This is a genomic window from Pseudomonas sp. NFACC10-1 (assembly GCF_900119195.1).
GTDB classification, from domain to species: domain Bacteria; phylum Pseudomonadota; class Gammaproteobacteria; order Pseudomonadales; family Pseudomonadaceae; genus Aquipseudomonas; species Aquipseudomonas cerasi.
The window spans coordinates 292,480-308,170 of record NZ_FPJB01000001.1; the positions used below are offsets into that span (position 1 = coordinate 292,480).

Here is a 15,691-nt window from a genome sequence, read left to right on the forward strand (position 1 = left end):
TACGGGCGAAAATTATGTAGTGCGCGTCGATATGACAGCCGTGCATTGCTCATAAACAAAGGCGCGGTCATAATGTAGCCCCTTTTTTCAGCCCCTACATGTGGAAGGTTCCCGTGACTCAGAAGCCCGACCAGTGTCTTGGTGAATGGATTGATCGTGAAGCTCTCGCCGAAGCGATGATCCCGCTCATCGGTCAGCTCTACCGCAATAATAATGTGGTGAGCTCGATCTATGGCCGTAGCCTGATCAACCGTTCAGTCATCGCGATTCTCAAAGCTCACCGCTTTGCGCGTCATCGTCAGTCCGATGCGGTTGAGTTGTCCGTACACGAGACGTTCCCGCTGATCAAGGCGATGAGCGAGCTCAAGCTGGGTGCCGCTTCGGTGGACCTGGGCAAGCTGGCCGTGAAGTTCAAGACCGAAGGCAATGGCCGCACGCCAGAGCAGTTCGTTCGCGAAGAACTGGCCAGTGTAGTGGGTCAGCAGGGCACCAGCCCACGCAAGGGCACCGATGTCGTGCTGTACGGTTTCGGTCGTATCGGCCGCCTGCTGGCGCGGATCCTGATCGAGAAGACCGGTGGTGGCGACGGCCTGCGTCTGCGCGCCATCGTGGTCCGCAAGGGCGCGGAAAACGATCTGGTCAAGCGCGCCAGCCTGCTGCGCCGTGACTCGGTTCACGGTCCGTTCGATGGCACCATCACCATCGACGAAGCCAACAGCACGCTCACCGCCAACGGCAACCTGATTCAGGTGATCTACGCCAAGAACCCGTCCGAGGTGGATTACACCCAGTACGGTATCAAGGACGCTCTGCTGGTGGACAACACCGGTGTATGGCGTGATGCCGACGGTCTGGGTCAGCATCTGGCCTGCCCGGGCATCGACCGCGTGGTCCTGACCGCGCCGGGCAAGGGCAAGCTGAAGAACATCGTGCACGGTATCAACCACGGTGAAATCACTGCGGACGACAAGATCGTCTCGGCGGCATCCTGCACCACCAACGCCATCGTGCCGGTGCTCAAGGCGGTCAACGACAAGTTCGGCATCACCAACGGTCACGTCGAAACGGTTCACTCGTACACCAACGACCAGAACCTGATCGATAACTTCCACAAGGGCGACCGTCGTGGCCGTAGCGCTGCGTTGAACATGGTCATCACCGAAACCGGTGCCGCTACCGCTGCTGCCAAGGCATTGCCTGAGCTGGCCGGCAAGCTGACCGGCAACGCTATTCGCGTTCCGACGCCGAACGTGTCCATGGCCATTCTCAACCTCAACCTCGAGAAGCAGACCACTCGCGAAGAAATGAACGAGTACCTGCGCTACATGGCGCTGCACTCGGACCTGCACAAGCAGATCGACTTCGTGAACTCGCAGGAAGTGGTCTCCACTGACTTCGTCGGCTCGCGTCACGCCGGTGTGGTGGACGCCGAAGCGACCATCGTCAATGACAACCGCGTTGTGCTGTACGTCTGGTACGACAACGAATTCGGTTACAGCCATCAGGTAGTTCGCGTGATGGAAGACATGGCAGACGTCAATCCGCCAGCATTCCCGCAGTAAACGTTGAACGCTTGAGCTGCCCGGTCTGACCGGGGCAGCAGATAAACGGGCCGATCCCTGCGCAAGCAGGCTTCGGCCCGTTTTGTTTTGTGGCTGGCCATGAGAATCTGTCACGCGCAGATTTTCTGGACGATGGAGTATCAAGGATGAGCAGTTCGGCCCTGGACGGTTCGCAACACCCCCTCAACAGCAGCTTCTTCCTGCTGTTTCTGACGATCTTCATCCCCTTCGGGCTGGGGCATTTCGTTTCCTACCTGTTTCGTACCGTCAATGCAGTGATCTACGTCGATCTGCAAACTGACCTGAGCTTGCCCGCCAGCAGTCTGGGTTTGCTGACCGGCGTGTACTTTCTGACCTTCGCCGCCGCGCAGATTCCGCTCGGCGTCATGCTGGACCGCTATGGGCCACGCAGCGTTCAGGCGCCGATGCTGTTGTTCGCGGTTGCCGGTTCGGTCATCTTCAGTATTTCCAGCACCGAAACCGGGTTGTTGATCGGGCGTGGTCTGATCGGCCTGGGGGTGGCGGGTTCGCTGATGAGCGCCATCAAGGCGTGTGCCATCTGGTTGCCGGTCGAGCGTTTGCCACTGAGTACCGCCTGTCTGCTGTCGATCGGCGGGCTGGGCGCGATGGCGTCGACTACGCCTTTGCATGTGCTGCTGAGCTGGTTGACCTGGCGAGAAGCATTTCTTGTTCTGGCGCTGCTGACCTTTTGTGTGGCGGTGGTCATACACTTCAGCGTCCCCAAAGCCTACGAAAGCAAAAACACGCGATACAGCGATATGTTTGCCGCGGTCGGCAAACTGTACTCGTCGTGGACGTTCTGGCGTCTGGCGCTGTACTCGGTGTTCGCGCACGCCATCTACATGTCGGTACTGTCTCTGTGGATGGGGCCGTGGTTACGTGATATGGCGGGCTTGAGCGATTCCGGGATGGCCAATGTGCTGTTGTTCGGAGCTATCGCGATGGTGGCGGGGTCTCTGACGTTCGGCGCGATCACCGATTATCTGCGCAGGTTCGGTGTGCAGCCGATCATGATCTGTGGCACCGGTATGGTGATCTTTATCGGTTTTCAGGTACTGATGGCCAGCGGCTTGCCGGTATCGCCTTATCTGATTGCCATGGGCTTCAGCTTCTTCGGCACCTCGACGACCATGAACTACGCCATTGTGGCGCAATCGGTATCACCGGAACTGGCGGGCAGGGTGAGTTCTTCATTCAATCTGGTGGTATTCGTGCTGGCGTTTTTCCTCCAGTGGCTGATGGGCGCTGTCCTTAATCTGTGGCCAGCATCTCAGGGCGCCGGTCACTCGTTCGAGGCTTACCAGTGGTCGTTGGGCCTCATGATTGCCCTGCAATTGCCTGGCGTGCTGCTCTGGCTCAGCTTCCGTCCCTGGAAACGCAGGGCCTGAAACGCAAAACCCCGGCCGAGAGTCTCTCAAGCCGGGGTTTTCTTTTGCGATGCAGCGATCGATCAGCTGGCGGAAGCCGCCACAGGCGCTTCAAGCTTTTGCCCGCGCTTGCGGAACAGCACCAGCGTGGCCACCAGGCCCAGCACTGCTGCGCCGGTCAGCCAGATGCCTGGCGCTGCCTTGTTGCCCAATTCGTGAATCAGGTAAGTACAGGCCGCCGGGGTGAAGCCGCCGAAGGTCGCGGTCGCCAGGCTGTAGGCCAGCGAGAAACCCGTGGTGCGGACTTCGACCGGCATGATCTCGGTCAGCGCCACGACCATCGCGCCGTTGTAGGAGCCGTACAGGAACGAGAACCACAACTCGACCATCAGCAGATTGCCGAAGCTCGGGTGTGCGACCAGCCACGACAGGGCAGGGTAGGCAGTGGCGATGGCCAGCACGGTCGCGGCAATCAGCAGCGGCTTGCGGCCGATGCGATCGGAGAACGAACCCATGATCGGCAGCCAGATGAAGTTGGACACACCCACGCAGACCGTCACCAGCAGGCTTTCCAGGTCGGTCAGGTTCAGTTCGTTCTTGCCGAAGGTCGGAGTGTAGGCGGTGATCAGGTAGAACGACACGGTGGTCATCACCACCAATGCCATGCCGCCCAGCACCAGGCCGAAGTTCTGGCTGATGGAGCGCACCACTTCACGCAGCGTTGGGCGATGGGTACGGGCTTCGAACTCCGGGGACTCTTCCAGCGAGCGACGGATGATGAAGATCGCCGGCACGATCAGGCAGCCGATCAGGAACGGCACGCGCCAGCCCCATTCGCCCATCTGCTCAGGGCTCAGCCAGTGGTTTAGACCCACGCCCAGCAAGCCGGCGAAGACCACGGCGGCCTGTTGGCTGGCGGACTGCCAGCTGACGAAGAAGCCTTTGCGGCCCGGTGTCGAGATTTCAGCCAGATACACCGAAACGCCACCCAGTTCCACACCCGCCGAGAAACCTTGCAGCAAACGACCGAGCAGCACCAGCAAGGGTGCGATGACACCCAGTGTGGCGTAGCCCGGCACGCAGGCAATCAACAGAGTGCCCATTGCCATCATCGCAAGGGTGATAATCAGCCCTTTGCGACGCCCGTGACGATCGATGTAAGCACCGAGAAAAATCGCGCCCAGAGGACGCATGAGGAAGCCTGCGCCGAAGGTCGCCAGCGACAGCATCAACGAAGCGAAAGCGCTGTCGGAAGGGAAGAAGGTTTTTGCGATGGCCGTGGCGTAGAAGCCATAGACCATGAAATCGAACATCTCGAGGAAGTTACCGCTGACAACGCGAAAGATCGCTTTGCCCTTACTTGTTGTGGAGGCCATTTAGTTACTCGCTCAGGCTCGTCGGCTTGGAGTCCGTTGTCGTTTTTATCCCGTTCGCATCGTCACTTCGTGTGTGCAACTGGCGATGCGCACTTGTAACAGTATGTGTAACAGGGCTCAAAGACAACCGTTTCGGCGATTTGCTATCGGTTAACTGACGCTTGACAGGTCAAGACAATTGAGATCTTGCGGCGTGTCATTTTGATGAAACCTGATGAACAGGCATGTCACGCAGGGATCATAAGTCGCCTTCGACCACTCAATATGCCGGTTGGCCTTGTATTGGGGTTGTTCACGGGGTGTCAGGGCGGGTTTATGGACGCTTTTCTGTCTTGTTCGCTGATGGCGGCAAGTCACTTTGAAGGTTTTTATAGTGCGGGGCATGGGTTTGCGTAGGTTTGGCAAGGTTGCAGGGTGCCTCGTGTTGCTGGTGTGCGGTGGTTGTGGCCAGGAACGCAAGCTGGAAAGCTTTGGCGGGCCGACCATGGGCAGCCATTATTCCGTGATGTATGCGCGCGCTTCCGGGCAGCCAGAGCCTGCGGCTGTGCGTCCCGAGGTTGAAGCGATTCTGGACGAGGTCGATCAGCAGATGTCGCTCTGGCGCACTGATTCTGATATCGAACGCTTCAATGCATTGCCTGCCAATAGCTGCCAGGCGATGCCGGAATCGGTCTTGAAGATGATCGGTGTGGGCGAACAGCTATCGCAGGAGAGCGACGGTGCCTTCGATCTGACGATCAAGCCGCTGATGGACCTGTGGGGATTGGGGCCTCATATGCTGTTCGAGCAGATGCCGCTGGTGCGGCAACTGGCCCGGACTCAGGCGCTGGTCGGCTATCGCAACCTGCGCATCGTCGGCGACCGGTTGTGCAAGAGTGCTGCCGTGCAAGTGGACCTCAACAGCATCGCCGCCGGCTATGCGGTAGATCGCATCAGCGAGCGGATGGATGCGCTCGGCTTGCACGATTATCTGGTGCAGGCTACGGGTGAACTGAAAGTCAGCGGGCTCAAGCCTGACGGCTCGCCCTGGCGAGTGACGCTCGATGCGCCGCTCGATGATGGCAATGTCACGCAAAAGGTATTTCCGCTGAAGGGCTACGCCGTATCTACGTCGGGCGACTATCGTCGTTACATCGACCATGACGGGTGGCGCATTTCCGATACGCTCGATGCCTTGACCGGTAAGCCGACCAGCCACGGCCTGGCGTCGGTGACCGTCATTCATCCCTCGGCGCTGATGGCCGACGGTCTGTCCTCCCTGCTGTTGATTCTCGGCCCGCAACAGGGCTGGAATTATGCGCAAGAACATAAAATCCCTGCTTTTTTTGTGATTCGTGCCGATAAGCGCTTTATCATCCGCAGCAACGCGTCGTTTGATCGTCTGGTCGTGGAGCAGTCGCGCTAATTCAACATGCCGGATCAGCCGGTCACTGGCGCCTCGTGCAGACAAAAATTGGCCTTCGACGCGACCAAGGGTTAATGTTCGCCGCCTCGGTGTAGCGCTAGACTGCGCCGCGTGATTTAGCCAGAGATGCCAGAGTGGCGCCTCGGTCTGTTTAAAGGAGTACGCATGGCTGTCTACAACTACGACGTAGTGGTACTGGGTTCCGGCCCTGCCGGAGAAGGCGCGGCAATGAACGCCGCCAAGGCGGGGCGCAAGGTCGCCATGGTCGACAGCCGTCGGCAGGTGGGCGGTAACTGCACCCATTTGGGTACCATTCCGTCCAAGGCCCTGCGTCACTCGGTCAAGCAGATCATTCAGTTCAACACCAATCCCATGTTCCGTGCCATCGGCGAGCCGCGCTGGTTTTCGTTTCCGGATGTGTTGAAAAACGCCGAAATGGTCATCTCCAAGCAAGTGGCCTCGCGCACCAGTTACTACGCCCGTAACCGCGTCGACGTGTTCTTCGGCACCGGCAGTTTTGCCGACGAGACCAGCATCAACGTGGTCTGCACCAACGGTGTGGTGGAAAAGCTGGTGGCCAACCAGATCATCATCGCCACCGGTTCGCGCCCTTATCGGCCGGCCGATATCGATTTCAGTCACAAACGCATCTACGACAGCGACACCATCCTCAGCCTGGGCCATACCCCGCGCAAGCTGATCATTTATGGCGCCGGTGTGATCGGCTGTGAATACGCCTCGATCTTCAGTGGCCTTGGCGTGCTGGTCGAGCTGGTCGATAACCGTGACCAGTTGCTGAGCTTCCTGGATTCGGAAATTTCCCAGGCGCTGAGCTATCACTTCAGTAACAACAACGTGATGGTTCGCCACAACGAAGAATACGAGAAGGTCGAAGGTCTGGATAACGGCGTTATCCTGCACCTCAAGTCCGGCAAGAAGATCAAGGCCGATGCCTTGCTGTGGTGCAACGGCCGTACCGGCAACACCGACAAGCTGGGTCTTGAGAACATCGGTCTGAAGGCCAACGGCCGTGGTCAGATCGAAGTGGACGAGACCTACCGCACCAGCGTTTCCAACGTCTACGGCGCCGGCGATGTGATTGGCTGGCCAAGCCTGGCCAGTGCGGCTTACGACCAGGGTCGTTCGGCAGCGGGCAGTATGGTCGACAATGGCAGCTGGCGTTATGTCAACGATGTGCCGACCGGGATCTACACCATCCCCGAGATCAGCTCGATCGGCAAGAACGAACACGAACTGACGCAGGCCAAGGTGCCTTACGAAGTGGGCAAGGCGTTCTTCAAGGGCATGGCGCGTGCGCAGATTTCCGGGGAGCGGGTCGGGATGCTGAAGATCCTGTTCCACCGCGAGACGCTCGAAGTGCTGGGCGTGCATTGCTTCGGTGACCAGGCGTCCGAGATCGTGCACATCGGTCAGGCAATCATGAGCCAGCCGGGTGAAGCGAACACCATGAAGTACTTCGTCAACACCACCTTCAACTACCCGACCATGGCCGAAGCCTATCGGGTAGCTGCATACGACGGCCTTAACCGGCTTTTTTAAGCGACTCCGGCCGGTGGCCTGAGCCGGCCGGGGAGACCGATTTCAGCGATTCCCGAGCGTGGCAGTGGCCAAACCGGGAAAGTCTGTAATCAGGCTGTCGACGCCGAAATCAGCGAGCCTGCGCATCAAGGCAGGCTCGTTGACTGTCCATACCGACACATGCAGGCCCTGACGCTGTGCTTTCTGCAGACGCTCCGGGGTACACAGTGTCCAGTTCAATGCCAGAATTTCACAGCCGTAACTCTGGGCGACCTTCAGTGGGTCAAGCCAGGCGTACTCGGCTACCAGCCCGCGCGATATGTCCGGCGTCAGGTCCATCGCGGCGCGCAGTACTTCGCGAGAGCTGGAGGTGATCGTCACCTTGTCCAGCAAGCCATGGCGCTGAGCCATTTCACGAATCGCCAGCACGGTGTTGGCGGCGCGAGTGCGTGAAGCGCTTTTGACCTCCAGCTGCCAGTGCTCGAAATCGCATTGTTCGAAGAGTTCTTCCAGGCGTGGAATCGGGCACGGTGAGACCCAGCCAGGGCCTCCCTTGCGTGCGTCATACGTCACCAGATCGGCTGCCAGGTGTTCATTGACCTTGCCGCGCCGGTCGGTGGTGCGCTTGAGGGTAGGGTCGTGAATGACCATCAACTCCCCGTCCTTTGAAAGGTGCAGGTCCAGTTCACAGCGGCGCACGCCGTGCTTGAGGCATTCCTGAAAGCTGGTCAGGGTGTTTTCCGGTGCTTCGCCCTTGGCGCCGCGGTGGCCGTAGATAAGGGTCACGTTTACTCCTGGCTACTGCTGATAGTGAAAAAGGGGCAGGGCGTTCAATTTCCGGAGGGCTGGCCCTGTTCCAGTGCCTGACGTCGCTGCTGAGCCTGACGCTGCAACACATGGCGGGCGAGTAACTGGCGCTGGGCGTCCGGAAGATTGACAAAATCGGTGCTGACATCGAAGTTGCCGTCTGCCAGCGTGTCGCACTGCGAAACCCTCGCGCGCAGCATCAGACCCGCGGCCTGTGGCATGAGCACCATCTTGATCGACAGCTGTTCGCCGACGGCAAAAGCCTGTTGCGAATTGAACTGGATCCCGCCTTCGGACAGTTTGACCGGCTGGGGAGCGCCCAGTTTGCCCAGTGCGGTGTGGGCAACCACTTCGCCCAGCAGGTCGATGCGCTTGCTCAGCGACTTGAGAAAACTGTTCAGCACCCGGTCGCGCTCGTCGAGCTGGCGCATCAGATGCTGCGACTCGAACTCGCTGACGTGCAGCTCGCTGAGCAGGTCGAACAGCGTCGAGGTGTCCTGCATGGCATCCTGGCTTGCCTGATCGGCGGCAGACAGGGGGTTAATTTCCAGTGCGACGCTGTCGTCGATACGGTAGTATTCGCGGCGTCCTGCTTCATCTAATGTCGACATGGCGAACCCAAGCTAGCGGCGGTGGTCAGAGAGTTTCGAGTGTAAAGCTGCACGTCAAGGCCCGCCACACGGACGTCCTCATTCCTGCGAACAAATTCCTACATGTTCAGACCTCTTTTTGTATTTATCGGCACGCGCTACACCCGTGCGAAGCGACGCAATCATTTTGTTTCCTTCATCTCCCTGACATCCATGATCGGCCTCGCCCTGGGCGTTGTGGTCATGATAGTCGTGTTATCGGTGATGAATGGTTTCGATCACGAAATGCGTACCCGTGTGCTCGGCATGGTGCCGCACGCGACCATCGAATCCGCTGACCCGATCACCGACTGGCGCGGTCTGGCCGCGAAGGTTCAGGAAAACCCGCAGGTGCTGGCCGTGGCGCCGTTCACCCAGATGCAGGGTTTGCTGACTCACGACGGCAAGGTCCAGAAAGTGCTGCTCAACGGTATCGACCCGCTTGAAGAGCGCAAGGTCTCGATCATTGACCACTTCATCAAGCAGGGCCAGCTCGACAGTCTTTCGCCCGGCAGCTTCGGCATCATGATCGGCGACAAGGCCGCGGCCAAGCTGGGCGTCGGCATCGGTGACAAACTGACCTTCGTTGCACCTGAGGTAACGGTGACGCCGGCCGGGATGTTCCCGCGTATGAAGCGTTTCGAGGTGACCGGCATCTTTCACGTCGGCGCTGGCGAAATCGACGGTTTCCTCGGGCTGACCAACCTCGATGACCTGGGCCGTCTGCACCGCTGGAAGCCCAATCAGGTGCAGGGCCTGCGTCTCAAGTTCGACGACCTGTTCGCCGCGCCACGTACCTCGTGGGAAATCGCGCAGAAGCTGGGCGAAAACAATTTCTACTCGCGTGACTGGACGCGCACCCACGGCAACCTGTATCAGGCCATCCGCATGGAAAAGGCCATGATCGGTCTGTTGCTGCTGCTGATCGTGGCGGTGGCGGCCTTCAATATCATTTCCACGCTGGTGATGGTGGTCAATGACAAGAAGGGCGACATCGCCATTCTGCGTACCCTGGGCGCTACGCCGCGACAGATCATGGCGATATTCATGGTCCAGGGCACGGTGATCGGCGTGGTCGGTACGCTGATCGGCGCGGCACTGGGTATTCTGGCGGCGCTCAATGTCAGCGCAGCCATTGCTGCACTCGAAGGGCTGATCGGCCACAAGTTTCTCAACGCCGACGTCTACTTCATCGATTACCTGCCTTCGCAACTGATGGCCCAGGACGTGTTCCAGGTCTGCGGTGCAGCGTTGGTCCTGAGTTTCCTCGCCACCCTGTATCCCGCCTGGCGTGCTGCGCGCACCCAGCCGGCGGAGGCGTTACGTTATGAGTGAGTCGGGCATGTCTGATAAAGCAGTATTGAGTTGCCGCAACCTGGGTAAATCCTACGAGGAAGGCCCGGAATCCGTGGTGGTGTTGTCCGGTCTGCAGCTGGAGTTGCACCCCGGCGAGCGTGTCGCGATCGTCGGCAGTTCGGGGTCGGGCAAAAGTACCTTGCTCAACCTGCTGGGTGGGCTGGATACGCCGTCCGAAGGCAGTGTGTGGCTCGCGGGCGAAGAGTTGTCGGCGCTGGGCGAAAAGGCCCGAGGCCTGCTGCGTAACCGGGCGCTGGGTTTCGTCTACCAGTTCCACCATTTGCTGCCGGAATTCACCGCGCTTGAAAACGTCTGCATGCCATTGCTGATCGGCCGTACGCCCATCCCTGAAGCCCGCAAGCGTTCCACCGCACTGTTGGAGCGTGTCGGTCTCGGGCATCGTCTGGCGCACAAGCCTTCGGAGCTGTCCGGTGGCGAGCGTCAGCGTGTGGCAATTGCCCGTGCCTTGATCAATCAGCCGGGTCTGGTGATGCTCGACGAGCCTACCGGCAACCTCGATCACCACACGGCGCAGGGCATTCAGGACCTGATGCGTGAATTGAGCACGTCGTCGCGCACGGCGTTTCTGATCGTGACCCATGACATGAACCTGGCCCGGCAAATGGACCGTGTCCTGCGTCTGGAAGACGGCCGCCTCGTCGAGGCCTGATCGACCCGGCCCGGCGCCATTCATCGCGTCGGGTTCCAGTTTTTATACGGTGTATTTTCCACGGTGCTTCGCGAATGTTCAGACCGTTACCCATCTTCATCGGCATGCGCTATACCCGCGCCAAACGCCGCAAAAGCTTCATCTCGTTCATTTCGATGACCTCGATGATCGGTCTGGCACTCGGTGTCCTGGCGATGATCGTGGTGCTGTCGGTCATGAACGGTTTCCAGCGGGAAATGAGCTCGCGGATTCTCGGCATGGTGCCGCACGCGGTCATTGCCGGTACCACGCCGGTCGATGACTGGAAACCGCTGGCAGACGCTGCGCTGAAAAACCCTGAAGTCACTGCTGCCGTGCCGTTCACCGACATGGAAGGCATGTTGTCCTACAAGGGCTCGATGCAGCCGATCCAGATCAGCGGTGTCGACCCGGCGCTGGAACATGAAGTGTCGATCGTCACGCAGCACATCACCCGCGGAAGCCTCGAAGACCTCAAGCCGGGCGAGTTCGGCGTGGTGCTCGGTGATATCACCGCACGCCGCTTTCGTTTGACCATCGGGGACAAGCTGACCCTGATCGTGCCGGAAGTGAGCAGCGCCCCTGGCGGCATCACGCCGCGCCTGCAACGCCTGACTGTCGTGGGTATCTTCAAGGTCGGTGCCGAGCTGGACGGTTCGATGGGCCTGATCAACATCGCCGATGCGGCACAGATGCAGCGCTGGCAGCCGAACCAGGTTCAGGGTGTGCGACTGGCGCTCAAGGATCTGTACAAGGCGCCTCAGGTGTCCACCGCCATTGCCGCCGGCCTCGGTGAGGGCTATCGCGCCGATGACTGGACCCACACTCAGGGCAGCCTGTTCAGCGCCATGAAGATGGAAAAGACCATGATTGGTCTGTTGCTGCTGATGATCGTCGCCGTGGCGGCGTTCAACATCATTGCCACGCTGATCATGGTGGTCAACGACAAGGGCGCAGATATCGCCATCCTGCGCACCATCGGCGCCACGCCGCGGCAGATCATGGCGATTTTCGTGGTCCAGGGCACCGTCATCGGCATTGTCGGTACATTGATCGGCGGCATCCTGGGGATTATTGCAGCGCTGAACGTCAGCAGCCTGGTGGGCTGGATCGAGCGGGTCAGCGGCCAGCACATCTTCAGTTCCGATGTGTATTTCATCAGCAACCTGCCGTCCGAACTGCAGGCCGGTGACGTGCTGCTGATCTGCAGTGCCGGGTTTATCCTGAGCTTTCTGGCGACCATCTACCCCGCATGGCGCGCCGCGCAGATCCAGCCAGCGCACGCACTGCGTTACGAGTGACAGGGCCTTAGCCACCTTCGTCGAGGCCGCACGGCGGCCTGCGCGGGTGGCGAGGCAAAGCTGATTTTCGCTGAAAGCCCCGCGCAAACGCTATAAACTCGCCGCGTTAATTCATGATCCAGGTATCGCCATGCATCCCGCAGCCGAACACTCGCCGCTGGGCAAGTCCAGTGAGTACATCGCCACCTACACGCCGTCTCTGTTGTTCCCGATTCCTCGTGCCGCAAAATGGGCCGAGCTTGGACTCACCGCGCAGACGCTGCCTTATCAGGGTGTCGATTTCTGGAACTGCTACGAGCTGTCATGGCTGCTGCCTTCCGGCAAGCCGGTGGTGGCCATTGGCGAATTCAGTATTCCGGCCGAATCGCCGAACATCATCGAATCGAAGTCGTTCAAGCTGTACCTCAATTCGCTGAATCAGACAGCTTTCGCGAGCGTCGAACAGCTGCAGACCACCCTTGAGCAGGATCTGTCGGCCGCGGCGGGCAAGCCGGTCGGGGTGCGTATTCGCAGTCTGGCGGCGATCGAAGAAGAAGGTGTCGCGGCTTTGCCGGGCGTATGTATCGACGACCTGGACATCTCGGTCAGCAGCTATGACCGGCCGCAGCCCGAGTTGCTGCATTGTGATGACTCGCGGGTGGTGGAAGAGAGCGTGCACAGTCACCTGCTCAAGTCCAACTGCCCGGTCACCAGCCAGCCTGACTGGGGCAGCGTAGTCGTCGAATATCGCGGCGCTGCGCTGGATCATGCCAGCCTGCTGGCGTATATCGTCAGCTTCCGCCAGCATTCGGACTTTCACGAGCAGTGTGTGGAAAGAATCTTCCTCGACCTGCAGCGTTTGCTCAAACCGGAAAAACTGACGGTTTACGCACGCTACGTGCGTCGCGGGGGTCTGGATATCAACCCGTATCGCAGCACAGAAACGCTGGACGTGAGCAATCGCAGGCTGGCGCGGCAGTAGTAGCGTCTGCCGCCAAGGGCGTGGACGCAGAGCGTCCGGAACGGCATTCCCACGCGGAGCGTGAGGAACGATAGGTGTGTGGGCATGCATTGGGTGACGCTCTGCGTCACAACTCTGCGTCGCACCGCGCATCAGCGGTCGGACGCAGAGCCATTAGAACGGCATCCCCCAATCAGACCCCGATATTGCCCAGCGTCTGCACGATGTTGCGCAAGGTGCCGGCGATGGTCGGATGCTCCAGCTCGAAACGCTCGACGGCCAGATTCACGCCATCAGCCAGGCTGCTGTCCTGCTCGTGGGTGGCCTGTTCCAGCTGAATTTTAGTTTCAATTTGTTGCATGAGTTCGTGCAGGTTTTCCCGCTCGGACTCTGACATCGGCGGGTTATGCTCCAGTTGCTCGCGCAGGGTATTGAGTTGTTCTTGCAGTTCGCGGGCGGGCATGACGTGCTCCTTGATTGATAAGTCTGTCTCATGGACTTCGCCGGAGCGTTAAAGGTCCATGTTCACTCAAGACTAATCCAGTCAACGCCTTGCTGCATATGTATCAGGGTTTTTCGCCCTTGCTGCGTCGCAGGGCAATGTCGGCCAGGCAGGATTCCAGTTCACCCAGGTGGTCGATCACCGAATGCACGCCCAGCGAATAGAGTTTGAGCGTGGCCTGTGCGCGTCGCTGTTCGCGTTCTGCATCGCCGAGTGCCTGCCATTGTGAAGGCGAGAGCCCGCACAGTGGTCCGCAGGATGCCAGGCCAATGGTCCACAGTCCGGCGTTCAGTCCGGACTGCAACAGGCGCGGGTCGCCGCTGATCAGGACGCAACCATCCAGGTGGCTGACTTTCAGGGCCATCAATGCCATCCAGCAGGCATCCGGGGCGGGCCAGCCTGCAGTGGGGCGGGGCGCGGGAATCATCCAGTCATTCACCGGCACAGCCAGTGCGCTGCTCACGCTTTCAGGCAGTTCCTCGAGCCAGGCGCAAGGCATGCTCTGCTCGCGCAGGGTCTGCAGAATAGCCTCTGCGCCCGGTGTGAACTGTGTGTGCTCATGGCCAGGGGCGCGCGAGTTCGCGGCCTGCGCACCGAAGTCCACCAGGCAGCCGCTCAGGCCGAACAGCAGGGCAGGGAAGGTTGGCAAAGGCGTGATGACCGGGGCGAGCATGAGGATCTCTCTGAAATATCGAGAAACGCTACCGATCTTTTGTGACACTTCGATGAATGTGCGATGACGGGGTTTATGCGGAACCCTTTGCTGACAGACCTGCCTTATTCTCGACAGAAGGCTTTATACTCCCTGTCCTAGCGTGTGGGGCGTAGCACCCGCGTCATTATTTCGATATCTCGATCAGGAGTGTCAGCTATGCCCGTGACCGGTGCAGGCTTTATCAAACGTTTGGTGCAATTGTCCCTGTGTGCAGGCATCGCGCTGGTTCCGGTAGCCGTTCAGGCCGCCGAGGACGATCCCTGGGAAGGTATCAACCGTTCCATTTTCACCTTCAACGATACCCTTGATGCCTACACGCTCAAGCCGCTGGCCAAGGGGTATCAGTACATCGCGCCGCAATTCGTCGAAGACGGTATCCATAACTTCTTCAGCAACATCGGTGATGTCGGCAACTTGGCGAACAACGTGCTGCAGGCCAAGCCTGAAGCGGCGGGCGTCGACACGGCGCGCCTGATCGTCAACACTACTTTCGGTCTGCTGGGCTTCATCGACGTGGGTACCCGCATGGGCCTGCAGCGCAACGATGAAGACTTCGGTCAGACGCTGGGCTACTGGGGCGTGCCGAGCGGCCCGTTCGTGGTCATTCCGTTTCTGGGGCCAAGCACCGTACGTGATGCGTTCGCCAAGTACCCGGACACCTACACCTCGCCTTACCGCTACATCGATCACGTCCCGACCCGTAACACGGCGCTGGGCGTCAACCTGGTCGATACGCGGGCCAGCCTGCTGTCTGCCGAGCGCATGGTCAGTGGCGATCGCTACACCTTCATTCGCAATGCCTATTTGCAGAACCGCGAGTTCAAGGTCAAGGATGGCAAGGTCGAAGACGATTTTTAATCGCTGCTTTGCCTCTGCATGAATCAATAAAGGCGACCCTGGGTCGCCTTTATTATTTTGTAAAAATGTGAACCTGTTCCGCCTGTTTTCACTTCATCGAGACGATTGAAAGACCCAGTTTCTGTACGCCACCTTCTTCATCATTCACCCAGACCACCTCGGTTTCGGCTTCAAGCCCCTTGAGCGCAGGATGGTCAGAGTCAATGCGCACGCTGAGTTTGTCTCCGACCTGGAACAAGCGTGGTGCCTGAACCTGCATGCCGGAGCTTGAAAGATCAATGCATACGGCAGGGATGACCTGGCCGGCGTGGATCAGGTTGACGTCTGCATCGACGCGCATGCGGATGTAATCCCGCTTTTCCTCGTAGTCGCGATCATTTCGACTCATGTACAGTCCTTCGTTTTAGTTGCTGATTTGTGAGTTCTTATAACTCTGGGTGATTTGCGATGTAAAGAGCGCAAAGTGAGGGTAGGAGCATGCTTGAAACACCCGTCGGATGGGAGTACCGTCTGCGCCTTGAAGGGCACCTCTGAAACACGACAGACTTATCAAGTTACTGCGTGTTATTGCGGAGAGGCTAGAAGCGAATCCAGTAAGCGGTTTCCGGTAATCCCGGGCCGCCTA

Annotated in this window: 15 protein-coding genes; 9 read left to right on the top strand and 6 right to left on the bottom strand. The window is 59.3% G+C overall.

Annotated elements, in window-relative coordinates:
• Positions 1-98 precede the first annotated feature (98 nt).
• Together BT119_RS01190 and BT119_RS01195 are read left to right on the top strand one after the other, a co-directional pair.
• On the top strand, positions 99-1,562 hold the full coding sequence (locus tag BT119_RS01190; RefSeq protein WP_003371610.1) for a glyceraldehyde-3-phosphate dehydrogenase: 1,464 nt from the start codon (positions 99-101) through the stop codon (positions 1,560-1,562).
• A 146-nt stretch (positions 1,563-1,708) separates the two neighbouring features.
• The gene (locus BT119_RS01195; RefSeq protein ID WP_072364509.1) at positions 1,709-2,971 is read left to right on the top strand and encodes an MFS transporter; all 1,263 of its coding nucleotides are present in this window, start codon (positions 1,709-1,711) and stop codon (positions 2,969-2,971) included.
• 62 nt (positions 2,972-3,033) lie between these two features.
• Here the strand turns inward: BT119_RS01195 and BT119_RS01200 are convergent, their stop codons facing one another.
• Positions 3,034-4,326: an MFS transporter gene (locus BT119_RS01200; RefSeq protein ID WP_072364511.1), complete on the bottom strand. Its 1,293-nt coding sequence runs from the start codon at positions 4,324-4,326 to the stop codon at positions 3,034-3,036.
• Positions 4,327-4,708: 382 nt separating this feature from the next.
• Between BT119_RS01200 and BT119_RS01205 the strand changes: the two genes are divergently transcribed.
• Positions 4,709-5,731, top strand: coding sequence for an FAD:protein FMN transferase (locus tag BT119_RS01205; RefSeq protein WP_161437871.1), 1,023 nt, complete (start codon positions 4,709-4,711; stop codon positions 5,729-5,731).
• 165 nt (positions 5,732-5,896) lie between these two features.
• On the top strand, positions 5,897-7,291 hold the full coding sequence (gene sthA, locus BT119_RS01210) for a Si-specific NAD(P)(+) transhydrogenase (protein ID WP_003436620.1): 1,395 nt from the start codon (positions 5,897-5,899) through the stop codon (positions 7,289-7,291).
• Positions 7,292-7,333: 42 nt separating this feature from the next.
• On the opposite strand, the gene BT119_RS01215 is transcribed toward sthA, so the two are convergent.
• Both BT119_RS01215 and BT119_RS01220 read right to left on the bottom strand, forming a co-directional pair.
• Complete coding sequence (locus BT119_RS01215) at positions 7,334-8,056, bottom strand: glycerophosphodiester phosphodiesterase (protein WP_003371619.1); 723 nt, start codon at positions 8,054-8,056, stop codon at positions 7,334-7,336.
• 44 nt (positions 8,057-8,100) lie between these two features.
• Positions 8,101-8,688, bottom strand: coding sequence for a PilZ domain-containing protein (locus tag BT119_RS01220; RefSeq protein WP_003371621.1), 588 nt, complete (start codon positions 8,686-8,688; stop codon positions 8,101-8,103).
• 102 nt (positions 8,689-8,790) lie between these two features.
• On the opposite strand from BT119_RS01220, the gene BT119_RS01225 reads away from it, so the two are divergent.
• From BT119_RS01225 to queF, 4 genes are all read left to right on the top strand, one after another.
• The gene (locus BT119_RS01225; protein ID WP_003315078.1) at positions 8,791-10,041 is read left to right on the top strand and encodes a lipoprotein-releasing ABC transporter permease subunit; all 1,251 of its coding nucleotides are present in this window, start codon (positions 8,791-8,793) and stop codon (positions 10,039-10,041) included.
• Positions 10,042-10,048: 7 nt separating this feature from the next.
• On the top strand, positions 10,049-10,732 hold the full coding sequence (gene lolD, locus BT119_RS01230; RefSeq protein WP_016567727.1) for a lipoprotein-releasing ABC transporter ATP-binding protein LolD: 684 nt from the start codon (positions 10,049-10,051) through the stop codon (positions 10,730-10,732).
• Between the two features lie 74 nt (positions 10,733-10,806).
• The gene (locus BT119_RS01235; RefSeq protein ID WP_003371628.1) at positions 10,807-12,051 is read left to right on the top strand and encodes a lipoprotein-releasing ABC transporter permease subunit; all 1,245 of its coding nucleotides are present in this window, start codon (positions 10,807-10,809) and stop codon (positions 12,049-12,051) included.
• A 130-nt stretch (positions 12,052-12,181) separates the two neighbouring features.
• Complete coding sequence (gene queF / locus BT119_RS01240; RefSeq protein ID WP_003436606.1) at positions 12,182-13,012, top strand: NADPH-dependent 7-cyano-7-deazaguanine reductase QueF; 831 nt, start codon at positions 12,182-12,184, stop codon at positions 13,010-13,012.
• Between the two features lie 172 nt (positions 13,013-13,184).
• Here the strand turns inward: queF and BT119_RS01245 are convergent, their stop codons facing one another.
• A complete protein-coding gene (locus tag BT119_RS01245) occupies positions 13,185-13,454 on the bottom strand; it encodes a DUF4404 family protein (RefSeq protein WP_003315072.1) in 270 nt (89 codons plus the stop codon).
• 103 nt (positions 13,455-13,557) lie between these two features.
• Positions 13,558-14,166: an HAD superfamily inactivated hydrolase PcrP gene (locus BT119_RS01250; protein WP_003436603.1), complete on the bottom strand. Its 609-nt coding sequence runs from the start codon at positions 14,164-14,166 to the stop codon at positions 13,558-13,560.
• A gap of 198 nt (positions 14,167-14,364) precedes the next feature.
• Between BT119_RS01250 and BT119_RS01255 the strand changes: the two genes are divergently transcribed.
• Positions 14,365-15,066, top strand: coding sequence for an MlaA family lipoprotein (locus BT119_RS01255; protein ID WP_003371636.1), 702 nt, complete (start codon positions 14,365-14,367; stop codon positions 15,064-15,066).
• A gap of 88 nt (positions 15,067-15,154) precedes the next feature.
• On the opposite strand, the gene BT119_RS01260 is transcribed toward BT119_RS01255, so the two are convergent.
• The gene (locus BT119_RS01260; protein ID WP_003371638.1) at positions 15,155-15,454 is read right to left on the bottom strand and encodes a PilZ domain-containing protein; all 300 of its coding nucleotides are present in this window, start codon (positions 15,452-15,454) and stop codon (positions 15,155-15,157) included.
• Positions 15,455-15,691: the final 237 nt, after the last annotated feature.